Source organism: Streptomyces sp. NEAU-YJ-81 (assembly GCF_017592595.1).
In the GTDB taxonomy this organism is placed as follows: Bacteria; Actinomycetota; Actinomycetes; order Streptomycetales; family Streptomycetaceae; genus Streptomyces; species Streptomyces hygroscopicus_B.
Window position 1 is genome coordinate 1 of the sequence record NZ_JAGFNO010000067.1, and the last position, 22,988, is coordinate 22,988.

General features: G+C 70.0%; 2 protein-coding genes. Both read left to right on the forward strand.

All coding sequences use genetic code 11. The features are described 5' to 3' along the window. A partial coding sequence (locus J5X86_RS51735; protein WP_279595805.1) for a type I polyketide synthase occupies positions 1–16,839 on the forward strand: 16,839 nt, incomplete at its 5' end. Then, positions 16,836–22,988: type I polyketide synthase (locus tag J5X86_RS48825; RefSeq protein WP_374229502.1), on the forward strand; the 6,153-nt coding region annotated here is incomplete at its 3' end. The genes J5X86_RS51735 and J5X86_RS48825, both read left to right, overlap by 4 nt.

Consider the following 22,988-nt stretch of genomic DNA (forward strand, 5'->3'; position numbering starts at 1 on the left):
TCGTCGGCGGCGGGTGTGTTGGGGAATGCGGGTCAGGGGAGTTATGCGGCGGCGAATGGGTTCCTGGATGCGTTGGCTGTTCATCGGCGGGCGCAGGGGCTGCCGGGGGTATCGATCGCGTGGGGGTTCTGGGAAGAACGCAGCGAGCAGACCGAGCACCTGTCGGTCGACGATCTGGCGCGCTCCCACGCGGTGCCGATGCCCACCTCTCAGGCACTGGAACTGTTCGACGCAGCGCTCGCCGCCGATGAGGCGATGGTGCTGGCCGCACCGCTGGACCCGCAGGCATGGGCGGGCGCCGACAACCTGCCCGCCGTCCTGCGCGACCTGGTCCGCCCCCGGATCCGGCGCGCTGCCCAGGCAGTCGACGCCCCTGACTCGGCCTCCGCGCTCGGACACCGGCTGGCCGCCGTGGACCGCGCCGAGTGGGATCAGGCCGTACTCGACCTCGTGCGCAATCACATCGCGGCGGTGCTGCGCCACGCGTCCACGGAATCGGTCGACACCGCGCGGACCTTCCAGGAAATCGGCTTCGACTCGCTGACCGCGGTGGAACTGCGCAACCGGATCAGCGCGGCCACCGGCGTACGGCTGCCCGCCACCGCCGTGTTCGACTATCCGACACCGCGTGCGCTCGCCGAGCACCTGCTGGCCGAAGTCCTCGGCACGGACAGCGGCGCCGTCGTGACACCGGCCGGGGGCTCCCTCGTCGCCGATGATCCGATCGTGATCGTCGGAATGAGCTGCCGCTATCCCGGCGGGATCACGTCACCGGAAGCGCTGTGGGACCTGGTGCGCTCGGGCGGCGACGCGATATCGGTCCTGCCGACCGACCGCGGCTGGGACCTGGACGGTCTCTACGATCCGGATCCGGATCGTCCCGGTACGTCGTATGCCCGCAGTGGTGGATTCGTCTACGACGCGGCCGAGTTCGACGCCGGGTTCTTCGGGATCTCGCCGCGCGAGGCCGCGGCCATGGACCCGCAGCAGCGGCTGCTCCTGGAGACATCATGGGAGGTGTTCGAGCGCGCGGGTATCCCCGCCACCTCCGTCAAGGGCGAGCGGATCGGTGTGTTCACCGGCGTGATGCACCACGACTACCTCACCCGCCTGTCGACCACTCCCGACGGTGTCGAGGGATATCTGGGCACGGGTGCGGCGGCCGGCGTCGCCTCGGGCCGCGTGGCCTACACCTTCGGACTCGAGGGCCCGGCGGTCACCGTGGACACGGCCTGCTCGTCGTCGCTGGTGGCACTGCACCTCGCCATACAGGCGCTGCGCCTAGGTGAATGCTCGCTCGCGCTGGCAGGTGGCGTGACGGTGATGTCCACCCCCACCGTCTTCGTGGAATTCTCCCGCCAGCGCGGGCTCGCACCGGACGGCACCTGCAAGGCGTTCGCGGGAGCGGCGGACGGCACCGGCTTCGCAGAGGGCATCGGCATGCTGCTGGTGGAGCGGCTGTCGGACGCGCGGCGCAACGGGCACCCCATCCTGGCTGTGGTGCGGGGTTCGGCGGTGAATCAGGATGGTGCGTCGAATGGATTGACGGCGCCGAATGGTCCGTCGCAGCAACGGGTGATCCGCCAGGCGTTGGCCAGCGCCGGGCTTACTGCTCGGGATGTGGATGCGGTGGAGGCGCATGGTACGGGGACGACGCTGGGTGATCCGATCGAGGCGCAGGCGTTGTTGGCCACGTACGGTCAGGATCGGGCGTCGGATCGGCCCCTGTTGCTGGGTTCGATCAAGTCGAACATCGGTCATACGCAGGCGGCGGCGGGTGTGGCCGGTGTGATCAAGATGGTGATGGCGATGCGCCACGGTGTGCTGCCGCAGAGCCTCCACATCGATGAGCCCACACCCCATGTGGACTGGTCCACCGGCGCGGTGCGGCTCCTGGGCGAGCAGACGGCGTGGCCGGAGGCCGGACGGCCCCGCCGCGCCGGAGTGTCGTCATTCGGCATCAGCGGAACGAACGCACACCTGATTATCGAGCAGGCGCCGATGCCGACGCCCGTGGAGCGGCCCGACGACGCCGAACCAGGCGCGACGGTCCCGTGGATCATCTCGGGCCGGGACCGGCGCGCCGTTCGCGCACAGGCGGAACGGCTGCGCGCACACCTGATGAGCCACCCTGACGGGAGCGTGGCGGACATCGGCTTCTCGCTGTTCACCAGCCGCGCGATGCTGGAACATCGGGCGGTCGTGCTCGGCGGCGATCACACCGCACTGCTGGCCGGGCTGACGGCCCTGGCCCAGGACGAACCGGCACCGGGCGTGGTGGAGGCAGCGGATGCGGCCGAGCCGCGACGCTCGGTGGTGTTCGTCTTCCCGGGGCAGGGGTCGCAGTGGGCCGGGATGGCGTTGGAGCTGATGGAGTCCTCGCCGGTGTTCGCGCGGCGGATGGGCGAGTGTGCCGATGTGCTGGCTCCGTTGGTGGAGTGGTCGCTGTCGGATGTGCTGGCGGATGAACGGGCGCTGGCTCGGGTCGATGTGGTGCAGCCGGTGTTGTGGGCGGTGATGGTGTCCCTGGCCGAGTTGTGGCGTTCGTACGGTGTGGTGCCGTCGGCGGTGGTGGGTCACTCACAGGGCGAGATCGCGGCGGCGTGTGTGGCGGGTGGTCTGTCCTTGGCGGACGGGGCGCGGGTGGTGGTGCTGCGCAGCAAGGCGCTGCTTGCCTTGTCGGGCCAGGGCGGAATGGTGTCCGTCCCGATGTCCGCCGACCAGTTGCGGGACCGCCCGGGGCTGTCGGTGGCGGCGGTGAACGGCCCGGCGACGACGGTGGTGTCCGGGGCGAATGAGGCGCTGGACGCGGTGCTCGCGGAGTTCCCGGAGGCCAAGCGGATCCCGGTGGACTACGCCTCCCACTCGCCCCAGATCGACGGGATCCGTGATGAACTGCTGACGGCCTTGGCGTCCATCGAGCCGCGCACCGGAACGACCCCCTTCCACTCCACGGTGACCGGACGGCCCATCGACACCGCGCAACTGGACGCGGACTACTGGTATCGCAATCTGCGCGAGACAGTGGAGCTTGAGCAGGTCACCCGTGCGGCGCTGGAGGGCGGCCACCACACCTTCATCGAAATCAGCCCCCACCCGGTCCTGACCACGGGCCTGCGCGCAACGCTCGACGACGCGGGCGCGAGCGGCGGACTCGTACTGGCCTCACTGCGCCGGGACGACGGTGGCCTCGTCCGCTTCCTCAGCGCGTTGGCCGAGGCGTACGCACATGGCGTCGAGGTCGACTGGCTGCCGCTGTTCCCCGCCGCCCGCCGGGTGGACCTGCCGACATACGCCTTCCAGCGGGAGCGCTACTGGCTGGACGCCACGCCGCCCGAGCCCTCCACCGGCACGGTCGACACGGACTTCTGGGACACCGTCGAGCGTGAGGACCTCGAGTCGCTCGCCGGGGCGCTGCGCGTCGACGGGCAGTCGCTGCGCGAAGTGGTGCCCGCCCTGTCCCAGTGGCGGCGCGAACGCCGTGACGTCTCCACCATCGACTCATGGCGGTACAAGATCCGCTGGAAGCCGCTCACCGCGCTCGCCACGTCGCCGGCCGGCACCTGGCTGGTCGTGGTCTCCCATGCGGAGGCCGAGCACGAGTGGGTCGCGGGGGTGACCGGTGCGCTGATCCGGCACGGTGCCGAGCCCCTCATCGTTGTTCTCGGCGAGCCCGAACTGGACCGTGCCACGCTGGCCGACCGGCTGGGCGCCGTCCTGGCCGACACCCCCCGGATCAGCGGTGTGGTGTCGCTGACCGCGCTGGACGAAAGCCCGCACCCCGCGTACCCCTCCGTCCCCCAGGGATACGCGATGACGCTGTTGCTTTCGCAGGCGCTCGGAGACGCCGGTCTGGAAGCGCCGATGTGGTGCCTCACCCAGCGTGGCGTCTCGCTCGGCGACCGCGACGGCGACGGCGTCGGTGGCGATGCCAAAAGCGGTGCCAAAAGCGGTGCCAATAGCGATGCTGAGACCGGTGGCGAAGGCGGTGGCGAAGCCGACCTGGCCGTCCGCCGAAAGCAGGCCCTGACCTGGGGCCTCGGCAAGGTGATCGCCCTGGAACAGCCGTTGCGCTGGGGCGGTTTGATCGACTTGCCGGAGGGCGTGGACCCGCGTACCCAGGACTATCTGGCCGGTGTGCTGACCGGTACCTCGGGCGAGGATCAGGTGGCGATCCGCCCGAGTGGGCTCTTCGGCCGGAGGCTGGCGCATGCGCCGACCCACGAGCGCGGCGGGGCCTGGCAGCCTCGCGGCACGGTACTGGTCACCGGCGGCACCGGAGCGTTGGGTGGCCATGTCGCCCGGTGGCTGGCCGACCGGGGTGCCGAACATGTGGTGCTGACCAGTCGCCGGGGCATGGCCGCGCCGGGCGCCGAACGGCTGGCCGGAGAGCTGGAGGCGCTCGGTGCCCGGGTGACGGTGGCGGCGTGTGACGTCGGGGACCGGGAAGCCCTGGCCGCGTTGCTGGCCGAGGTCGGGCCGCTGACCGCGGTGGTGCACACCGCGGCGGTGCTCGATGACGGCACCCTGAACTCGCTCACCACCGAGCAACTGCAACGAGTGCTGCGCGTCAAGACCGACGGCGCGGTGCATCTGCACGAACTGACCCGGGACATGGACCTGTCCGCCTTCGTCCTCTTCTCCTCGCTGTCGGGCACACTGGGCGCACCCGGACAGGGCAACTACGCACCCGGCCACGTCTTCGTGGACACGCTGGCCGAGCAGCGCCGGGCCGAGGGCCTGGTCGCCACCTCCATCGCCTGGGGTCTGTGGGCCGGTGACGGCATGGGCGAGGGCGGGGTGGGCGAGGTGGCCCGCCGCCACGGCGTACCGGAGATGGCGCCGGAGATGGCGGTCGCGGCCATGGCACGCGCCGTCGAGCAGGACGACACCGTCGTCACGGTCGCCGAGATCGACTGGGACCGGCACTATGTGGCCTTCACCGCGACCCGCCCCAGCCCGCTGCTGTTCGAACTCCCCGAGGTGCGGGCGCTGATCGACGCCGGAGTCGGTCAGGAGAGCGCCGAACCGGGCCACGAGCGCTCGGAATTCGCGGAGCGGATCGCCGGTATGGCCGACGCCGACCGGGATCGCGCGGTGCTGGATCTGGTCCGGCGCCATGTCGCGGTCGTGCTCGGGCATACCGGCCCGGACGCGATCGACCCCGGCCGGGCCTTCCAGGAGAGCGGCTTCGACTCGGTCACCGCGGTCGAACTGCGCAACCGGCTCAACCGGGCCACCGGCCTTCGGCTGCCGGCCACTCTGACGTATGACCAGCCCACCCCGCTGGCGATGGCGGAGTACCTCCGCGGCGAACTGCTGCACGGTGGCCAGGACCGCTCGGCCCCGGCCGTCCCGGTCCAGGCGATCGGCGCGGTGAACGACGAGCCCATCGCGATCGTGGGGATGAGCTGCCGCTTCCCGGGAGACGTCAGGTCTCCCGAGGATCTGTGGCGCCTGCTCGCCGACGGCTCCGACGCCATCGGCCCGTTTCCCGAGAACCGGGGCTGGGACACCGCGAACCTGTTCCACCCGGACCCCGACCACCGAGGCACCTCCTCCACCCGAGCGGCCGCGTTCGTCGCCGGAGCCGGTGAGTTCGACGCCGGATTCTTCGGGATCTCCCCGCGTGAAGCGGTGGCGATGGACCCGCAGCAGCGCCTGCTGCTCGAGGTGTCGTGGGAAGCGCTGGAACGGGCCGGCATCGACCCCACGACGCTGCGGGGCAGCGAGACCGGCGTGTTCACGGGCACGAACGGCCAGGACTACGCGGCCCTGTTGAAGGCCGACGAGACGGGCGACTTCGAGGGCCGGGTGGGTACGGGCAACTCGGCATCGGTCATGTCCGGCCGGGTCTCCTACGTCCTCGGTCTCGAAGGCCCCGCACTGACCGTGGATACGGCGTGTTCGTCGTCGCTGGTGGCCTTGCACCTGGCGGTACGGGCCCTGCGGTCCGGCGAGTGCTCGCTGGCACTGGCGGGTGGCGCGAGCGTCATGACGACCGCCGGTATCTTCGTGGAATTCTCCCGCCAGCGCGCACTGGCGGCCGATGGACGCTGCAAGGCGTTCGCGGCGGGGGCGGACGGCACCGGCTGGGGTGAGGGTGCCGGAATGCTCGTGGTGGAGCGGCTGTCCGATGCCGAGCGCCATGGGCATCCGATCCTTGCGGTGGTGCGGGGTTCGGCGGTGAATCAGGATGGTGCGTCGAATGGGTTGACGGCGCCGAATGGTCCGTCGCAGCAGCGGGTGATCCGGCAGGCGCTGGCGAACGCCCGTTTGTCCACGGTGGATGTGGATGCGGTGGAGGCACACGGTACGGGGACGACGCTGGGTGATCCGATCGAGGCGCAGGCCCTGTTGGCCACTTACGGTCAGGACCGGGATCCGGAGCGGCCGGTGCTGCTCGGTTCGATCAAGTCGAACATCGGTCATACGCAGGCGGCGGCGGGTGTGGCCGGTGTGATCAAGATGGTGATGGCGATGCGCCACGGTGTGCTGCCGCAGAGCCTCCACATCGATGAGCCCACACCCCATGTGGACTGGTCCACCGGCGCGGTGGAACTCCTCAGCGCGCGGACGGCATGGCCGGAGACCGCACGGCCCCGCCGCGCCGGAGTGTCCGCCTTTGGAGTGAGCGGCACGAACGCGCATGTGATTTTGGAGCAGGCCCCCGAGCCGGTCGCCGAGCCCGAGGTCTCGCCGGAACGCGAGGACTCTGGGGTCGTCCCGTGGGTGGTGTCGGGTGCGAGCGAAGCCGGTGTCCGCGCACAGGCCGAGCGCCTCATGGCCTTTGTCGGCGACCGGCCGGACCTGAGCCCGGTGGATGTCGGCTGGTCGCTGGCGTCCACCCGCGCCGCTTTGCCACACCGTGCCGTGGTCGTCGGCGCTGACCGCGATGACCTCCTCCGTGAGCTGGCGGCCGTGGCCAGTGGCAGCGCCACCATCGGCGAGGCCCGAACGCACTCCGGAGTGGTGTTCGTCTTCCCGGGTCAGGGGTCGCAGTGGGTCGGGATGGCGTTGGAGCTGATGGAGTCCTCGCCGGTGTTCGCGCGACGGATGGGCGAGTGCGCGGATGCGTTGGCCCCGTTCGCTGAGTGGTCGCTGTTCGATGTGCTGGCGGATGAACGAGCGCTGGGCCGTGTCGATGTGGTGCAGCCGGTGTTGTGGGCGGTGATGGTGTCGCTGGCCGAGTTGTGGCGTTCGTACGGTGTGGTGCCGTCGGCGGTGGTGGGTCATTCACAGGGCGAGATCGCGGCGGCGTGTGTGGCGGGTGGTCTGTCCTTGGCGGACGGGGCGCGGGTGGTGGCCTTGCGGAGCAAGGCGCTGCTGGCCCTGTCGGGCCAGGGCGGGATGGTGTCCGTCCCGGTGCCTGCTGACCGGCTGCGGGACCGTCCGGGGTTGTCGGTGGCGGCGGTGAATGGTCCGGCGTCGACGGTGGTGTCGGGGTCGGTTGAGGTGCTGGATGCGGTGCTCGCGGAGTTCCCGGAGGCCAAGCGGATTCCGGTGGACTACGCCTCGCACTCCCCACAGGTGGAGGAGATCCAGGGAGAGCTGGCCGAGGCGCTGGCGGGTGTGGAGCCGCGCGGCGGACAGGTTCCGTTCTATTCGACGGTGACCGGGCGGCTGATGGACACGGCGGAGTTGGATGCCGGGTACTGGTATCGGAATCTGCGCGAGACCGTGGAGTTCCAGTCCACGATCGAGGGACTGCTGGAGCTCGGGCACACGGTGTTCGTCGAGGCCAGCCCACACCCCGTGCTGACGATCGGCGTCCAGGACACCGCCGACGCCACCGACACCCTCATCATCACCACCGGATCGCTGCGCCGCGATGACGGCGGCCTGGTCTCCTTCCTCAGCACCGTCGGCCGGCTGTTCACCGAGGGTGTGCCGGTGGACTGGCAGCCGCTGTTCGCCGAGGCCGGGGCGCGGAGGGTCGATCTCCCGACCTATGCGTTCCAGCATGAGTGGTTCTGGCTGGATCCGGTGCGCGGCGCGACCGATGTCGGAGGCGCGGGCCTTGTCGGTCTCGATCACCCCTTGGTGAGCGCGGTGTTGCCACTGCCCGAATCCGGCGGCTGTGTGCTGACCGGCTCGCTCTCCACGGCCACCCACCCCTGGCTGCGCGATCACGCCGTGCTGGGCAAGGTGTTGCTGCCCGGCACCGGATTCGTAGAGCTGGCCGTGCAAGCGGGGCTGCACGTGGACTGCCGCACGCTGGACGAGCTGACTCTGCAGGCGCCGCTCGTGCTGCCCGCGCACGGAGACGTACAGATCCAGGTGGCGGTCGGCGGACCGGACGGGAGCGGTCGCCGGTCGGTCACGGTGTACTCCAGGCCGGGTCGGGACCGGGCCTGGGTACGGCACGCCACCGGCAGCGTCAGCCCCGGCGACGACACGGTTACCGTGGCCCGGATGGCGTGGCCGCCGGAGGGCGCCACACGGGTCGACCTCACCGATGTCTACGCCGAGATGAGCACCCGCGGTTACGCGTACGGGCCCGTCTTCCAGGGACTGCACACCGCATGGCGGCGCGGCGACGAGGTGTTCGCCGAGGTGGCCTTGGACGAGACGGCCGCGCGCGACGCGGGCCGCTTCGGCGTCCATCCCGCCCTGCTGGACGCCGCCCTGCACGGCGCCGGACTGGGCGCGTTCGTGACCGAACCAGGCCGACCGCACCTTCCGTTCGCCTGGACCGGTGTCACCCTGCACGCCGTCGGTGCCGGCACTTTGCGGGTCGCGCTGTCACCGGCCGGCCCGGACGCCATCTCGCTCCTGGTCATGGACGGCACGGGGGCACCGGTGCTGTCGGCGGAGTCTCTGGTCCTGCGTCCGGTGTCCGAGGGCGGGCTGGGCGATGCCCACGACGATTCGCTGTTCCGAGTGGACTGGACCGAGCTCGCCCTGCCCGGCTCGCCCGACGGCTCGGCTGAAGAGGACTTCCCCGCCATCGAGTCCGCGGCCCAACTGGCCGACCCGGCGGCGGTCCAGCCCCAAGCCAGGGCGGTGGTGTTCAGGCTTTCCCCCGCTGAGGAGAGCCCGGAGGACGTGTACGCGCTCAGCAGCCACGTCCTCGAGGTCGCGCAGGCGTGGCTGGCGGACGACCGGTACGGGGACGCCCGCCTCGTCGTGGTGACGCGGGGCGCGGTCGCGACCATGGCCGGTGAGAATCCGGAGAGCCTCGCCGCTGCCGCGGTCTGGGGCCTCATACGCACCGCACAGACCGAGAACCCCGGCCGCTTCGTGCTCGTGGACACGGCGGACGAGGATCCGTCCACATGGTCCGCGCTCCCGGCATTACTCACCACCGACGAACCGCAGGTGGCCATCCGGGCCGGGAAGGCGCTGGTACCCAGGCTGGTACGGGCCACCCCGCCGACGTTGCCGATCCCGGCGGAAACGGACACCTGGCGGCTGGAGGCCGACGGCGAGGGCACTTTGGAGCAGCTGGTCCTCGCGCCCTGCGCGGAGGTGTCCAGGCCACTGGCCGCAGGCGAGGTCCGGGTGGCCATGCACGCGGCCGGGGTCAACTTCCGTGACGTCCTCCTGGCCTTGGGGATGTACCCGGACAAGGCCGGTCTGCTGGGCAGCGAAGGCGCCGGAACGGTGCTGGAGATCGGCTCCGGAGTAGCCGGAATGGCACCCGGAGACCGGGTGATGGGTCTGTTCTCCGGAGCCTTCGGGCCGGTGGCGATCACCGATCACCGGCTGGTGGCCCCGATCCCGGCCGACTGGTCCTTCCCGCGGGCCGCCGCCACCCCGATCGCCTTCCTCACCGCGATGTACGCGTTGGTCGACCTGGCCGATGTGCGGAGCGGCGAGTCGGTGCTGGTGCACGCGGCAGCCGGTGGCGTCGGGATGGCGGCAGTGCAGGTGGCCCACTGGCTGGGCGCCGAGGTGTTCGCCACCGCCAGCCCGGCCAAATGGGATGCGGTGCGCGAATGCGGTGTCGCCCCGCAGCGGATCGCGTCCTCCCGCTCGACGGAGTTCGCGGAACGCTTCCGCTCGGGCGCACCGGACGGGGTGGATGTCGTACTCAACTCGCTGACCGGCGAACTCCTCGACTCCTCACTCGGACTGCTGCGCCCCGGCGGGCGGCTGATCGAGATGGGCAGGACCGATCTCCGGGACGCCGAGCAGGTGCTGGCGCGCCACGGCGTGGCGTACCGGGCCTTTGAACTGCTCGACGCCGGCCCCGACCGGATCCACCGACTACTCACCGAACTGCTCTCCCTGTTCCAACAGGGCGTGTTCACCCCGCTGCCGCTGCGGATCCAGGACGTACGTCAGGCGGATGACGCCTTCCGCCATCTCTCCCAGGCGCGGCACATCGGCAAGCTGGCCCTCACCATCCCGCGACCGCTCTCCGGCGGCACCGTACTGATCACCGGCGGCACCGGGACTCTGGGTGGGCTGGTGGCTCGCCATCTGGTGCGCGAGCACGGAGTGACGGAGCTGGTGCTGGCCGGCCGTCGCGGCAACACCGCTTCGGACGTGGCGGAGCTGGTCGCCGACCTGGAGGCCGCAGGAGCGCGCGTACGCGTGGCCGCATGCGATGTGTCGGACCGGGACGCCACCGCCGCGTTGGTCGACTCGCTGCCGAATCTGCGGGGCGTGGTGCACACGGCCGGCGTCCTCGACGACGCCGTGATCGGGTCGCTCACCCCGGAGCGGCTGCGGACGGTGCTGCGCCCCAAGGCGGACGCCGCATGGCATCTGCACGAATTGACCCGGGACCGGGACCTGGCCGAGTTCGTGTTGTTCTCCTCGGCGGCCGGAGTGCTCGGCGGCCCGGGACAGGGCAATTACGCGGCGGCCAACGCCTTCCTGGACGCGCTGGCCGCACACCGCCGGGCACAGGGACTGCCCGCGACCTCTCTGGCCTGGGGCTTCTGGGAGCAGCGCAGCGGGCTGACCGAACACCTGACCACCGACCGGCTCGCCCGGTCCGGCGTCCGGCCGCTGTCCACCGATGAGGGGCTGGCCCTCTTCGACGCCGCCCGGGCGACCGGCGACACCCTATTGGTGCCGATGCGGTACGAACCGTCCTCACCGGCCGCCGAGCCGGTGCCCGCTCTGCTGCGCGGCCTCGCCCGCGCTCCGCTCGCCCGCGCCCTTCCGGGCCCGGCCGACGCGGTGGACAACGGTGGGTACGACGGTCTCGCCGGGCTGGCGGAGGACGAACGCCTCGGCGCTCTGCTCGACCTGGTCCGCCGGCAGGCGGCGGCCGTGCTCGGCCACGGCGGTCCGGAATCGGTGACCCCGCAGCGGCCGTTCAAGGAACTCGGCTTCGACTCGCTCTCCGCCGTGGAACTGCGCAACAGGCTGCGCACGGCGACCGGGCGACGGTTGCAGGCCACCCTGATATTCGACCATCCCACTCCGGCCGCGCTCGCCCGCCATCTCGACACCGAGCTGTTCGGCTCCACTGATGTGGCGGTGTCCGTACCGGCACCTGCGATGGCGCACCCGGCCGACGAACCGATCGCCATCGTCGGCATGAGCTGTCGGCTCCCGGGCGGTGTGGACTCCCCGGAGTCGCTGTGGCGGCTGCTGGAGAGCGGCGCGGACGCGATATCGGAGCTCCCGACCGACCGCGGCTGGGACCTTGACGCGCTCTACGACCAGGACCGGAGCCGGCCCGGCACGACCTACGCCAGGACCGGCGGCTTCCTTGAGAACGCGGCGGACTTCGACGCGGGATTCTTCACCATCTCCCCCCGAGAGGCGCTGGCCGCCGATCCCCAGCAACGGCTGTGGCTCGAGGCGTGCTGGGAAGCCTTCGAACGCGCCGGTATCGATCCCCTCGCCCTGAAGGGCACCCGCACCGGGGTGTTCGCGGGCGCCGCTTCGACGACGTACGGCGCGGGCCAGGCCGCCACTCCGGACGGCTCCGAGGGGTACCTGCTCACCGGGAACTCCACCTCCGTGATCTCCGGCCGGGTGGCCTACACCCTCGGCCTCGAGGGCCCCGCCGTCACCGTGGACACCGCGTGCTCCTCCTCGCTGGTCAGCGTGCACTGGGCCTGCGAATCCCTGCGCCGTGGCGAAAGCACACTGGCGCTGGCGGGTGGTGTGGCCGTGATGACGACACCGGACCTGCTGGTCGAGTTCTCCCGCCAGCGCGGACTCGCACCGAACGGGCGGTGCAAGGCATTCGCCGCAGCCGCCGACGGCACCGGGTTCGCCGAAGGCGCCGGGGTGCTCGTCCTGGAGCGGCTGTCCGATGCCGAGCGGAACGGCCACCGGGTGCTGGCGGTGGTGCGGGGTTCCGCGGTCAACCAGGACGGGGCCTCGAACGGCCTGACGGCACCGAATGGTCCGTCGCAGCAGCGGGTGATCCGGCAGGCGCTGGCGGATGCCCGTTTGTCGGCGGCGGATGTGGATGCGGTGGAGGCGCATGGGACGGGGACGACGCTGGGTGATCCGATTGAGGCGCAGGCTCTATTGGCCACCTATGGTCAGGACCGGGATCCGGAGCGGCCGTTGCTGCTGGGCTCGGTGAAGTCCAACATCGGACACACTCAGGCAGCCGCGGGTGCCGCCGGACTCATCAAGATGGTTCTGGCCCTGCGCAACGGTCTGCTGCCACGAACCCTGCACGTCGATGAGCCATCCCCGCACGTCGACTGGAACGCCGGGGCCATCGAGCTGCTGACCGAGCAGACCATGTGGCCCGACCAGGGCCGCCCACGCCGCGCCGGGGTGTCCGCGTTCGGAGTGAGCGGCACCAACGCCCATGTGATTCTCGAACAGGCACCGGAGCTGGACGAGAGCGGTGAGCCGGACACCGGCCGGGCGGGGCTGCCCGTGGTGCCATGGGTGCTGTCGGGCGCTGGGGCGGCCGGGCTACGGGCGCAGGCCCAGCGGTTGTCATCCTTCGTGCGGCAGAACCCCGAGCTCGACCCCGTGGATGTGGGATGGTCCCTGGTCGCGACCCGCGCGGCCCTGTCACACCGGGCCGTCATCGTGGGCGCGGACCACGCGGAACTGCTGCGCGAGCTCGACGCCATCGACACGGGCGGCGCTGCCCAGCCCGGGCGCTCGGTGGTGTTCGTCTTCCCGGGGCAGGGGTCGCAGTGGGTCGGGATGGCGTTGGAGTTGATGGAGTCCTCGCCGGTGTTCGCGGGGCGGATGCGTGAATGTGCTGATGCGTTGGCCCCGTTCGCTGAGTGGTCGCTGTTCGATGTGCTGGGCGATGAGGCGGCGTTGGGTCGGGTGGATGTGGTGCAGCCGGTGTTGTGGGCGGTGATGGTGTCGCTGGCGGAGTTGTGGCGTTCGTACGGTGTGGTGCCGTCGGCAGTGGTGGGTCATTCGCAGGGTGAGATCGCGGCGGCGTGTGTGGCGGGTGGTCTGTCCTTGGCGGATGGGGCGCGGGTGGTGGTGCTGCGGAGTAAGGCGTTGCTGGCTCTGTCGGGTCGGGGTGGGATGGTGTCCGTCCCGGTGCCTGCTGACCGGCTGCGGGATCGTCCGGGGTTGTCGGTGGCGGCGGTGAATGGTCCGGCGTCGACGGTGGTGTCGGGGGCGGTTGAGGTGCTGGATGCGGTGCTGGCGGAGTTTCCGGAGGCCAAGCGGATTCCGGTGGATTACGCGTCGCATTCGGTGCAGGTGGAGGAGATCCGGGGGGAGTTGGCGGAGGCGCTGGCGGGTGTGGAGCCGCGTGGCGGGGAGGTGCCGTTCTATTCGACGGTGACCGGGCGGCTGATGGACACGGCGGAGCTGGATGCCGGGTACTGGTACCGGAATCTGCGCGAGACCGTGGAGTTCCAGGGCACCGTTGAGACCCTCATACGCCAGGGTCACACGGTGTTCGTCGAGGCCAGCCCGCACCCGGTGCTGACCATCGGCATCCAGGACACCGCCGACGCGATGGGCAACCCCATCGTGGCCGCCGGTTCCCTCCGCCGTGACGAGGGAGGCGTGGATCGGTTCCTGACGTCACTGGCCGAGGTGTCCGTCGGCGGTGCCGAGGTGAACTGGCAGACGGTCTTCGCCGGCACTGGTGCTCGGCGCGTCGACTTGCCCACGTATGCCTTCCAGCGTGAGCGGTTCTGGCTGACGCCATCCACACGCACCGGCGACGCATCCGGATTGGGCCTGGGAGCCGTTGACCATCCGCTGCTGGGCGCGGCGGTGCCGCTCCCGGAAGCGGACGGCTGTGTGCTGACCGGTGCGCTGTCGCTGGCCGGGCAGCCGTGGCTGGCCGACCACGCCGTCCTGGGCATGGTGCTTCTTCCGGGCACCGCGTTCGTGGAGCTCGCGCTCCAGGCGGGGGCGCGGTTCGGCTGCGACACACTGGAAGAGCTGACGCTGCACGAGCCGCTCGTCGTGCCCGACCAGGAAACCGTGCAGCTTCAGGTGTCGGTCGGAGGCCCGGACCACCTCGGAAACCGGCCCCTCACGGTGTTCTCCCGTCGTGAGGGCGACTGGATACGCCACGCAGGCGGCACGCTGCGCGCGGGCGAGCATGGCGATCCGCCCGCGAACCTGTCGGCCTGGCCACCAGCCGGTGCCCAGCCGGTCGACTTCACCGAGCTGTACTCGGCGATGGCCGAGCGGGGCTACCAGTACGGCCCCGCCTTCCACGGTCTGCGGGCGGCATGGATCCATGACAGCGAGGTGTTCCTGGACGTCGCGTTGCCCGAGCAGATAGCGGGCGACGCCGCCCGATGCGGAGTGCATCCCGCGCTGCTGGACGCGGCCCTGCAGGGCATCGGCCTGGGCGCCTTTGTGAGCGAGCCGGGTCAGGCCCATCTCCCCTTCTCCTGGAGCGGGGTGACCCTGCACGCGGTGGGTGCGACCACCCTCCGGGTGGCGATCAGCCCGGCGGGTCCGGATACGGTGACCATTCGGATGGCGGACACCACCGGGGCTCCCGTGCTGTCCATCGACGCGCTGGCGATGCGTCCGGTGGCGGAGAGCCGGCTGCTCGAAGTGGCTGGTGGCAGCCGGAGTGATGCGCTGTTCCGGCTGGACTGGAAGGAGCTTCCCCTCCCCACGGAGGCCGTCGGCTCGCAGGCGCTGTCCTGGGCACTGCTGGGCGGCCACGACGAGCCGCGGCTGACCGCCGCGCTGACCGCGGCCGGTGCGTCGCCACAACGCCATCGGGACCTCGCCGCCGTCGGCCAGGTGCCGGATGTGCTGGTCCTGCCGTGTCTGCCCGAGACGGATGACGGTCCGGCCCCGGAAGCGATCTCGTCCGCCCTGCGTCGGGTGCTGGAGGTGGTGCGGGATTGGCTCGGGGACGCGCGATTCACCGATACCCGCCTGGTGGTGCTCACCCGCCGCGCGGTGGCCACATCCACCGGAGACGACGTGGAGGATCTGGCGGCAGCCTCCGTACGAGGGCTCCTGCGCACCGCGCAGCAGGAGAACCCCGACCGGCTCGTCGTGATCGACCACGACGATTCGGACCTTGGGGTGCTGCCCGCGGTGCTCGCGACAGGGGAACCCGAAGCGGCCATCCGGACCGGGACGGTACTGGTGCCCAGGCTGGTCAAGGCACCCGTACCGGACGGGAAGGCCCCCGCCTGGGACACCGGCACCGTACTGATCACCGGCGGGACCGGGACCCTCGGCGGTCTGGTCGCACGCCACCTGGTGACCTCCCATGGCGCGAGTGACCTGGTGTTGGCCAGCCGCGGCGGTGCCACCGCGGCCGGCGCCGCGGACCTGGCCGCCGAACTGGAGGCGCTCGGCGCCCGGATCCGCATCGCCGCCTGTGATGTGGCCGATCGTGCCCAGCTGACCGCGCTGCTTGCCACCATTCCGGCGTTGCGTGCCGTCGTTCACACCGCCGGGGTGCTGGACGACGGTGTCATCGGCTCGATGACCGCCGAACGCGTGGACACCGTCCTACGGCCGAAGGCGAACGCGGCCTGGCACCTGCACGAGCTGACACGTCGGCTGGACCTGGACGCGTTCGTGCTGTTCTCCTCCGCCACCGGAGTGCTGGGCAGCGCCGGGCAGGGCAACTACGCCGCGGCCAACGCCTTCCTCGATGCGCTGGCCGCCCACCGGCGGGCCCAGGGGCTCGCCGCGGTGTCGGTGGCGTGGGGTCTGTGGCAGCAGCGCAGTGGCCTGACCGCACACCTGTCGGAGGAGGACGTGGCCCGAATGACCCGTACGGGCGCCGTTCCCCTGTCCGACGAGCGTGGTCTCGAGCTGTTCGACGCCGCGTGCCGGAGCGGCGAAGCCACCCTCGTGGCCACTCCGCTGCACCTGCGGGCGGTGGTGGCCACCGGTACGGTGCCGCCCGTGCTGAGCGCGCTGGCACCGACTCCACCGCGCCGGGCCGCCGAGGCCGGTGATGGTGGGGTGGCCCTGCGGCAGAGCCTGGCCGAGATGGCGGACGCGGAACGGAGCCAGACCGTACTGGAGTTGCTACGCGGGCAGGTCGCCGCGGTGCTGCGGCACCCGGACGCGTCGGCGATCGATCCGGCGCGGACCTTCCAGGAGATCGGCTTCGACTCCCTGACCGCGGTGGAACTGCGCAACCGGCTGGGTGCCACCACCGGAATCAGGCTGGCCGCGACCGCGATCTTCGACTATCCGACCCCGGCGGCGCTGGCGGAGCATGTGCTCGCCGAGATTGCGCCGGAGACCGCCGACCCGGTCGCGGCCCGGCTCAGGGAGCTGGACAAGGTCGCCGCCATGATTTCGGTGATGGCGGAGGACGACACCATGCGCGAGCAGTTGTCCTCGCGGATGGAGACCATCGTTTCGATGTGGGCTGACCTGCACCGTTCGGAGCGGTCGAGCAACGTTGAGGGAGACCTGGAATCGGCCTCGCTCGACGACATGTTCGGAATCATCGACCAGGAACTCGATGGGTCATGAGCAGCGAGAACGTCCGACCGGGGATCGAGGGGACTGGCACGGGGATGTCGAACGACGAAAAGGTACTCGAGTACCTCAAGAAGCTCACCGCCGATCTGCGCCAGACGCGTCAGCGCCTGGCGGATGTCGAGGCCAAGAGCCGCGAGCCGATCGCGATCGTTGGCATGAGCTGTCGTTTTCCGGGAGGAGTCAGCTCGCCGGAAGACTTGTGGCGGCTGACGGAGTCGGCGGTGGACGCGGTCTCCGGTTTTCCCACCGACCGCGGCTGGGATCTGGACGGCCTGTACGACCCGGATCCGGATCGCGCGGGCCGGTCGTACGCCCGAGAGGGTGCGTTTCTCCCTGACGCCGGCCACTTCGACCCCGGCCTGTTCGGTATCTCGCCGCGTGAGGCGCTGGCGATGGATCCGCAGCAGCGGCTGCTGCTGGAGGCGTCATGGGAGGCTCTGGAGCGGGCGGGTATTCCGACCGACTCCCTGAAGGGCAGCCGGACCGGGGTGTTCGCCGGACTGATGTCTTCCGACTATGTCTCGCGGCTTTCGGCTGTTCCGGACGAGCTTGAGGGATATGTCGGAATCGGCAGCGCGGCGAGCGTCGCGTCCGGCCGGGTGTCGTACACGCTGGGGCTTGAGGGTCCGGCGGTGACGGTGGATACGGCGTGTTCGTCGTCGCTGGTGGCGTTGCATTTGGCGGTGCAGGCGCTGCGGAACGGTGAGTGCTCGCTGGCGCTTGCGGGCGGTGTCACGGTGATGGCGACACCGGGCACCTTTGTCCAGTTCTCCCGTCAGCGCGGCCTGGCCGTCGATGGGCGGTGCAAGGCGTTCGCGGCGGCGGCGGACGGCACCGGCTGGGGCGAGGGCGTCGGGATGCTGGTGGTGGAGCGGTTGTCCGATGCTGAGCGTCTTGGGCATCGGGTGTTGGCGGTGGTGCGGGGTTCGGCGGTGAATCAGGATGGTGCGTCGAATGGGTTGACGGCGCCGAATGGTCCGTCGCAGCAGCGGGTGATTCGGCAGGCGTTGGCGAATGCTCGTTTGTCGGCGGTGGATGTGGATGCAGTGGAGGCGCACGGTACGGGTACGGCGTTGGGTGATCCGATCGAGGCGCAGGCGCTGTTGGCCACGTATGGCCAGGATCGGGATCCGGGTCGGCCGTTGTGGTTGGGGTCGGTGAAGTCGAATATCGGTCATACGCAGGCGGCGGCTGGTGTGGCTGGTGTGATCAAGATGGTGATGGCGTTGCGGTATGGGGTGTTGCCGCGGACGTTGCATGTGGATGAGCCGTCGCCGCATGTGGATTGGTCGGTCGGTGGGGTGGAGTTGCTGACTGAGCAGGTGACGTGGCCGGATGCGGAACGGCCGCGTCGGGCGGGTGTGTCGGCGTTCGGGGTGAGTGGGACGAATGCCCATGTGATTGTGGAGCAGGCGCCTGTGGTGGCGGAGGGACCTCGGGACGAGGGAGTTGGGCTGCCTGCTGTGCCGTGGGTGGTTTCGGGTGTGGGTGAGGCGGCGGTGCGGGCGCAGGTGGAGCGGTTGCGTGGGTTTGTGGCGGGCGATCCTGGGTTGGATCTCGCGGATGTGGGGTGGTCGTTGGTGGCTGCTCGTTCTGCGTTGTCGCATCGTGCGGTGGTGGTGGGTGCGGGTCGTGATGAGTTGTTGGGTGGGTTGGGTTCGGTGGTTGTGGGTGTTCCGGTGGGTGGTGGGTTGGGTGTGGTGTTTGCGGGTCAGGGGTCGCAGCGGTTGGGGATGGGGCGTGGGTTGTATGAGGCGTATCCCGTGTTCGCTGCGGTGTGGGATGAGGTGTGTGCGGAGCTGGACCGGTATTTGGACCGGCCTTTGGGTGAGGTGGTGTGGTGTGATGAGGCTGAGTTGATTGGGGAGACGGCGTATACGCAGGCGGGTTTGTTTGCGCTTGAGGTGTCGTTGTATCGGCTGATGGTCTCGTGGGGTGTGAAGCCGGATTACCTGTTGGGTCATTCGATTGGTGAGTTGGCTGCTGCGTGTGTGGCGGGTGTGTGGTCGTTGGAGGATGCGGCGCGGGTGGTGGCTGCTCGGGGTCGTTTGATGCAGGCGTTGCCGTCGGGTGGGGCGATGGTTTCGGTGGCGGCGTCGGAGGGTGAGGTGCGGCCGCTGCTGACCGGAGGCGTGGCGGTTGCGGCGGTGAATGGTCCCGAGTCGGTGGTGATCTCGGGGGATAAGGACGAGGTTGCTGAGATCGCGGGTGTGTTGGCTGGTCGGGGGGTGCGGACGCGGTGGTTGCGGGTGAGTCATGCGTTTCATTCGTCGCGTATGGATGGGATGTTGGCGGAGTTTGGTGAGGTGTTGCGGGGGGTGGAGTTCCGGGCTCCGAGTGTGCCGGTGGTGTCGAATGTGTCGGGTGTGGTGGCGGGTGATGAGTTGTGTTCGCCGGAGTATTGGGTGCGTCATGTGCGGGAGACCGTGCGCTTTGCCGATGGGCTCGGCACACTCCGTGGGCTGGGTGTCGGTTCCTTCCTGGAGCTGGGTCCCGATGGCACGCTGTCCGCTCTGGCCGGTGGCGATGGACTGGCCGTACTGCGTCCGGATCGTCCGGAGCCCCTTACCGCGATGGCCGCTCTGGGTGGGCTGTATGTGCGGGGCGTCCAGATCGATTGGGCGGCGGTGTTCCCCGGTGCTCGGCGTGTTGATTTGCCGACGTATGCGTTCCAGCGTGAGCGGTTCTGGCTGGAGTCGGCGGCGGTCCAGCCCGCGACCAGCGCCGTTGACGTGGCGTTCTGGGATGCGGTCGAGCGTGGTGATGCGGAGGCTCTGGGGGTCGATGCTGAGCAGTCGTTGAGTGCCGCGTTGCCTGCATTGGCGTCGTGGCGGCGGGCGCAGCAGGAACAGTCGGTGGTCGACGCATGGCGGTATCGGGTGACCTGGACCCCGGTTGTGCGTCCCTCTTCGCAACTCTCTGGGCTGTGGTTGGTGGTCATCGAGCCCGACGGAGCGGAGACGGACGTTGTCGCCGCGCTTCGGGCCGCCGGCGCCGAGGTGCGCGTTGTCACGGTCGAGGAGCTGGACGCGGGCCCGGTCGCGGGTGTGGTGTCGCTGCTGTCGGTCGAGGCGACGGTGTCGCTGGTGCAGGCCCTCGGGGTGGCTGGGATCGATGCGCCGTTGTGGTGTGTCACCCGGGGGGCGGTCTCCGTGGCGGACGGGGATGTGGTGGATCCGTATGCGTCGGCGGTCTGGGGGCTGGGGCGTGTTATCGGTCTGGAGCACCCGGAGCGTTGGGGCGGGCTGGTCGACCTGCCCGCCTCATGGGATGAGCGGACCTCCGGTCTGTTGTGCTCGGTGCTTTCAGGCGCCACGCGCGAGGATCACACAGCGATCCGTGGCAACGACGTCTTCGGCAGTCGTCTGAGCCGTGTGACGACGTCGGGTCGGGGGCAGTCCGCTGCTTGGGAATCGTCGGGGACCGCGCTGATCACCGGTGGAACGGGGGCCCTGGGGAGTCATGTCGCCCGATGGCTCGCAGGTACCGGCGTCGCGGAGATCGTGCTGACGAGTCGGCGAGGCTCGGACGCTCCCGGAGCCGGGGAACTGGTCGCCGAACTATCGGCCATGGGCGTGTCGGCCCGGATCGTGGCGTGTGACGTGGCCGATCGGGACGCGGTTGCGGAGCTGCTCGGAACAATCCCGGATCTTCGCGTGGTCGTCCATGCTGCGGGAGTACCAAGCTGGGGCCCGTTGAGCGCCCTTACCGCCGAGGACCTTGAGGTCGGGATGCGGCCGAAGGTCATGGGAGCCATCCACCTGGATGAGCTGACGCGCCACATGTCCTTGGACGCTTTTGTTCTGTTTTCGTCGGTGGCGGGGGTGTGGGGGAGTGGTCGTCAGCCGGCGTATGCGGCGGCGAATGCGTTTTTGGATGGGTTGGCGTGGCGGCGTCGTGGTGTTGGGTTGGTGGCGACTTCGGTGGCGTGGGGTATGTGGGATGGGGGTGGTATGGCTGTTGGGGGTGAGGAGTTCCTGGTTGAGCGTGGTGTGTCGGGGATGGCGCCGGGTGCGGCGGTGGTGGCGTTGCGGCGGGCGTTGTGTGATGGCGAGACGGCGATCGTGGTGGCGGATGTGGACTGGGAGCGGTTCGGGGCGAGGTTCACGGCCCTGCGTCCGAGTCCACTGCTGAGCGAGCTGATAGCCGACACCGCCGAATTGCGGACTGGAGCGGGCGAATTCGCGGCCGGCCTCCACACCATGTCCGAGGGCGAGCGTATGCGCGCGGCTGTCGAGCTGGTGCGCGTCTCCGCCGCGGCGGTGCTGGGGCACCCGGGCCCTGAGGCCATCGACCCCGGCAGGACGTTCCAGGAGATCGGCTTCGACTCGTTGACCGCGGTGGAGCTGCGCGATCGGGTTGCCACAGCCACCGGCATCCGACCGCCGGCCACCATGATCTTCGACTATCCGACTCCCGTGGCCCTCGCCGAATATCTGAACGTGGAATTGCTCGGCGCGCCGCGGGAGAGTGTGCCGCCGATGCCGGTGGTCGCACCGGATGACCAAGACCCCATCGTCATTGTCGGCATGAGCTGCCGCTTCCCCGTGGATGTCGAGTCTCCCGAGGACCTGTGGCGGCTGGTCGATTCCGACGGCGACGCCATAACGGCCTTCCCGGCGGACCGTGGGTGGGATCTGACCGGCCTCTTCGACGCGACTGCGGGGGAGTCGGGCACGTCGTATGCGCGTGTCGGTGGGTTCGTTCACGATGCGGGCGAGTTCGATCCGGGCCTCTTCGGGATCTCGCCGCGTGAGGCGCTGGCAATGGATCCGCAGCAGCGGCTGCTGCTGCACGCGGCATGGGAGGCGTTCGAACGGGCGGGTGTCCCGGTCGACTCGGTCCGGGGCAGTCGGACGGGCGTGTTCGTGGGAGCCTCCCCGCAGGGCTATGGCGCCGCCGACGCATCGGAAGGCTACTTCCTCACCGGCAGTTCGGGCAGCGTCATTTCGGGTCGGGTGTCGTACACGCTCGGGCTTGAGGGTCCGGCGGTGACGGTGGATACGGCGTGTTCGTCGTCGCTGGTGGCGTTGCATCTGGCGGTGCAGGCGCTGCGGAACGGTGAGTGCTCGCTGGCGCTTGCGGGCGGTGTCACGGTGATGGCGACCCCCACCGCTTTCGTGGAGTTCTCGCGACAGCGTGGGCTGGCTGCCGATGGCCGGTGCAAGTCCTTTGCCGCTGGTGCGGATGGGACGGGTTGGTCCGAGGGTGTGGGGCTGTTGTTGGTGGAGCGGTTGTCTGATGCTGAGCGCAATGGGCATCCGGTGCTGGCTGTGGTGCGGGGTTCGGCGGTGAATCAGGATGGTGCGTCGAATGGGTTGACGGCGCCGAATGGTCCGTCGCAGCAGCGGGTGATTCGGCAGGCGCTGGCGAGCGCCGGACTTTCGGCGTCGGATATCGACGCGGTCGAGGCGCACGGCACGGGCACGGCGTTGGGTGATCCGATCGAGGCGCAGGCGCTGTTGGCCACTTACGGTCAGGATCGGGATCCGGAGCGGCCGTTGCTGCTGGGTTCGGTGAAGTCGAACATCGGCCATACGCAGGCGGCGGCGGGTGTGGCTGGTGTGATCAAGATGGTGATGGCGATGCGCCACGGCGTGCTGCCCCGGACCCTGCACCTGGACGAGCCGTCTACCCATGTGGATTGGTCGGCTGGTGCGGTGGAGCTGCTGACCGAGCAGGTGGTGTGGCCGGATGTGGATCGGCCGCGTCGGGTGGGTGTGTCGTCGTTCGGAGTGAGCGGGACGAATGCCCATGTGATCGTGGAGCAGGCGCCTGTGGTGGCGGAGGGACCTCGGGACGAGGGAGTTGGGCTGCCTGCTGTGCCGTGGGTGGTTTCGGGTGTGGGTGAGGCGGCGGTGCGGGCGCAGGCGGAGCGGTTGCGGGGGTTTGTGGCGGGCGATCCTGGGTTGGGTCTCGCGGATGTGGGGTGGTCGTTGGTGGCTGCTCGTTCTGCGTTGTCGCATCGTGCGGTGGTGGTGGGTGCGGGTCGTGATGAGTTGTTGGGTGGGTTGGGTTCGGTGGTTGTGGGGGGTCCTGTTGGTGGTGGGTTGGGTGTGGTGTTTGCGGGTCAGGGGTCGCAGCGGTTGGGGATGGGGCGTGGGTTGTATGAGGCGTATCCCGTGTTCGCTGCGGTGTGG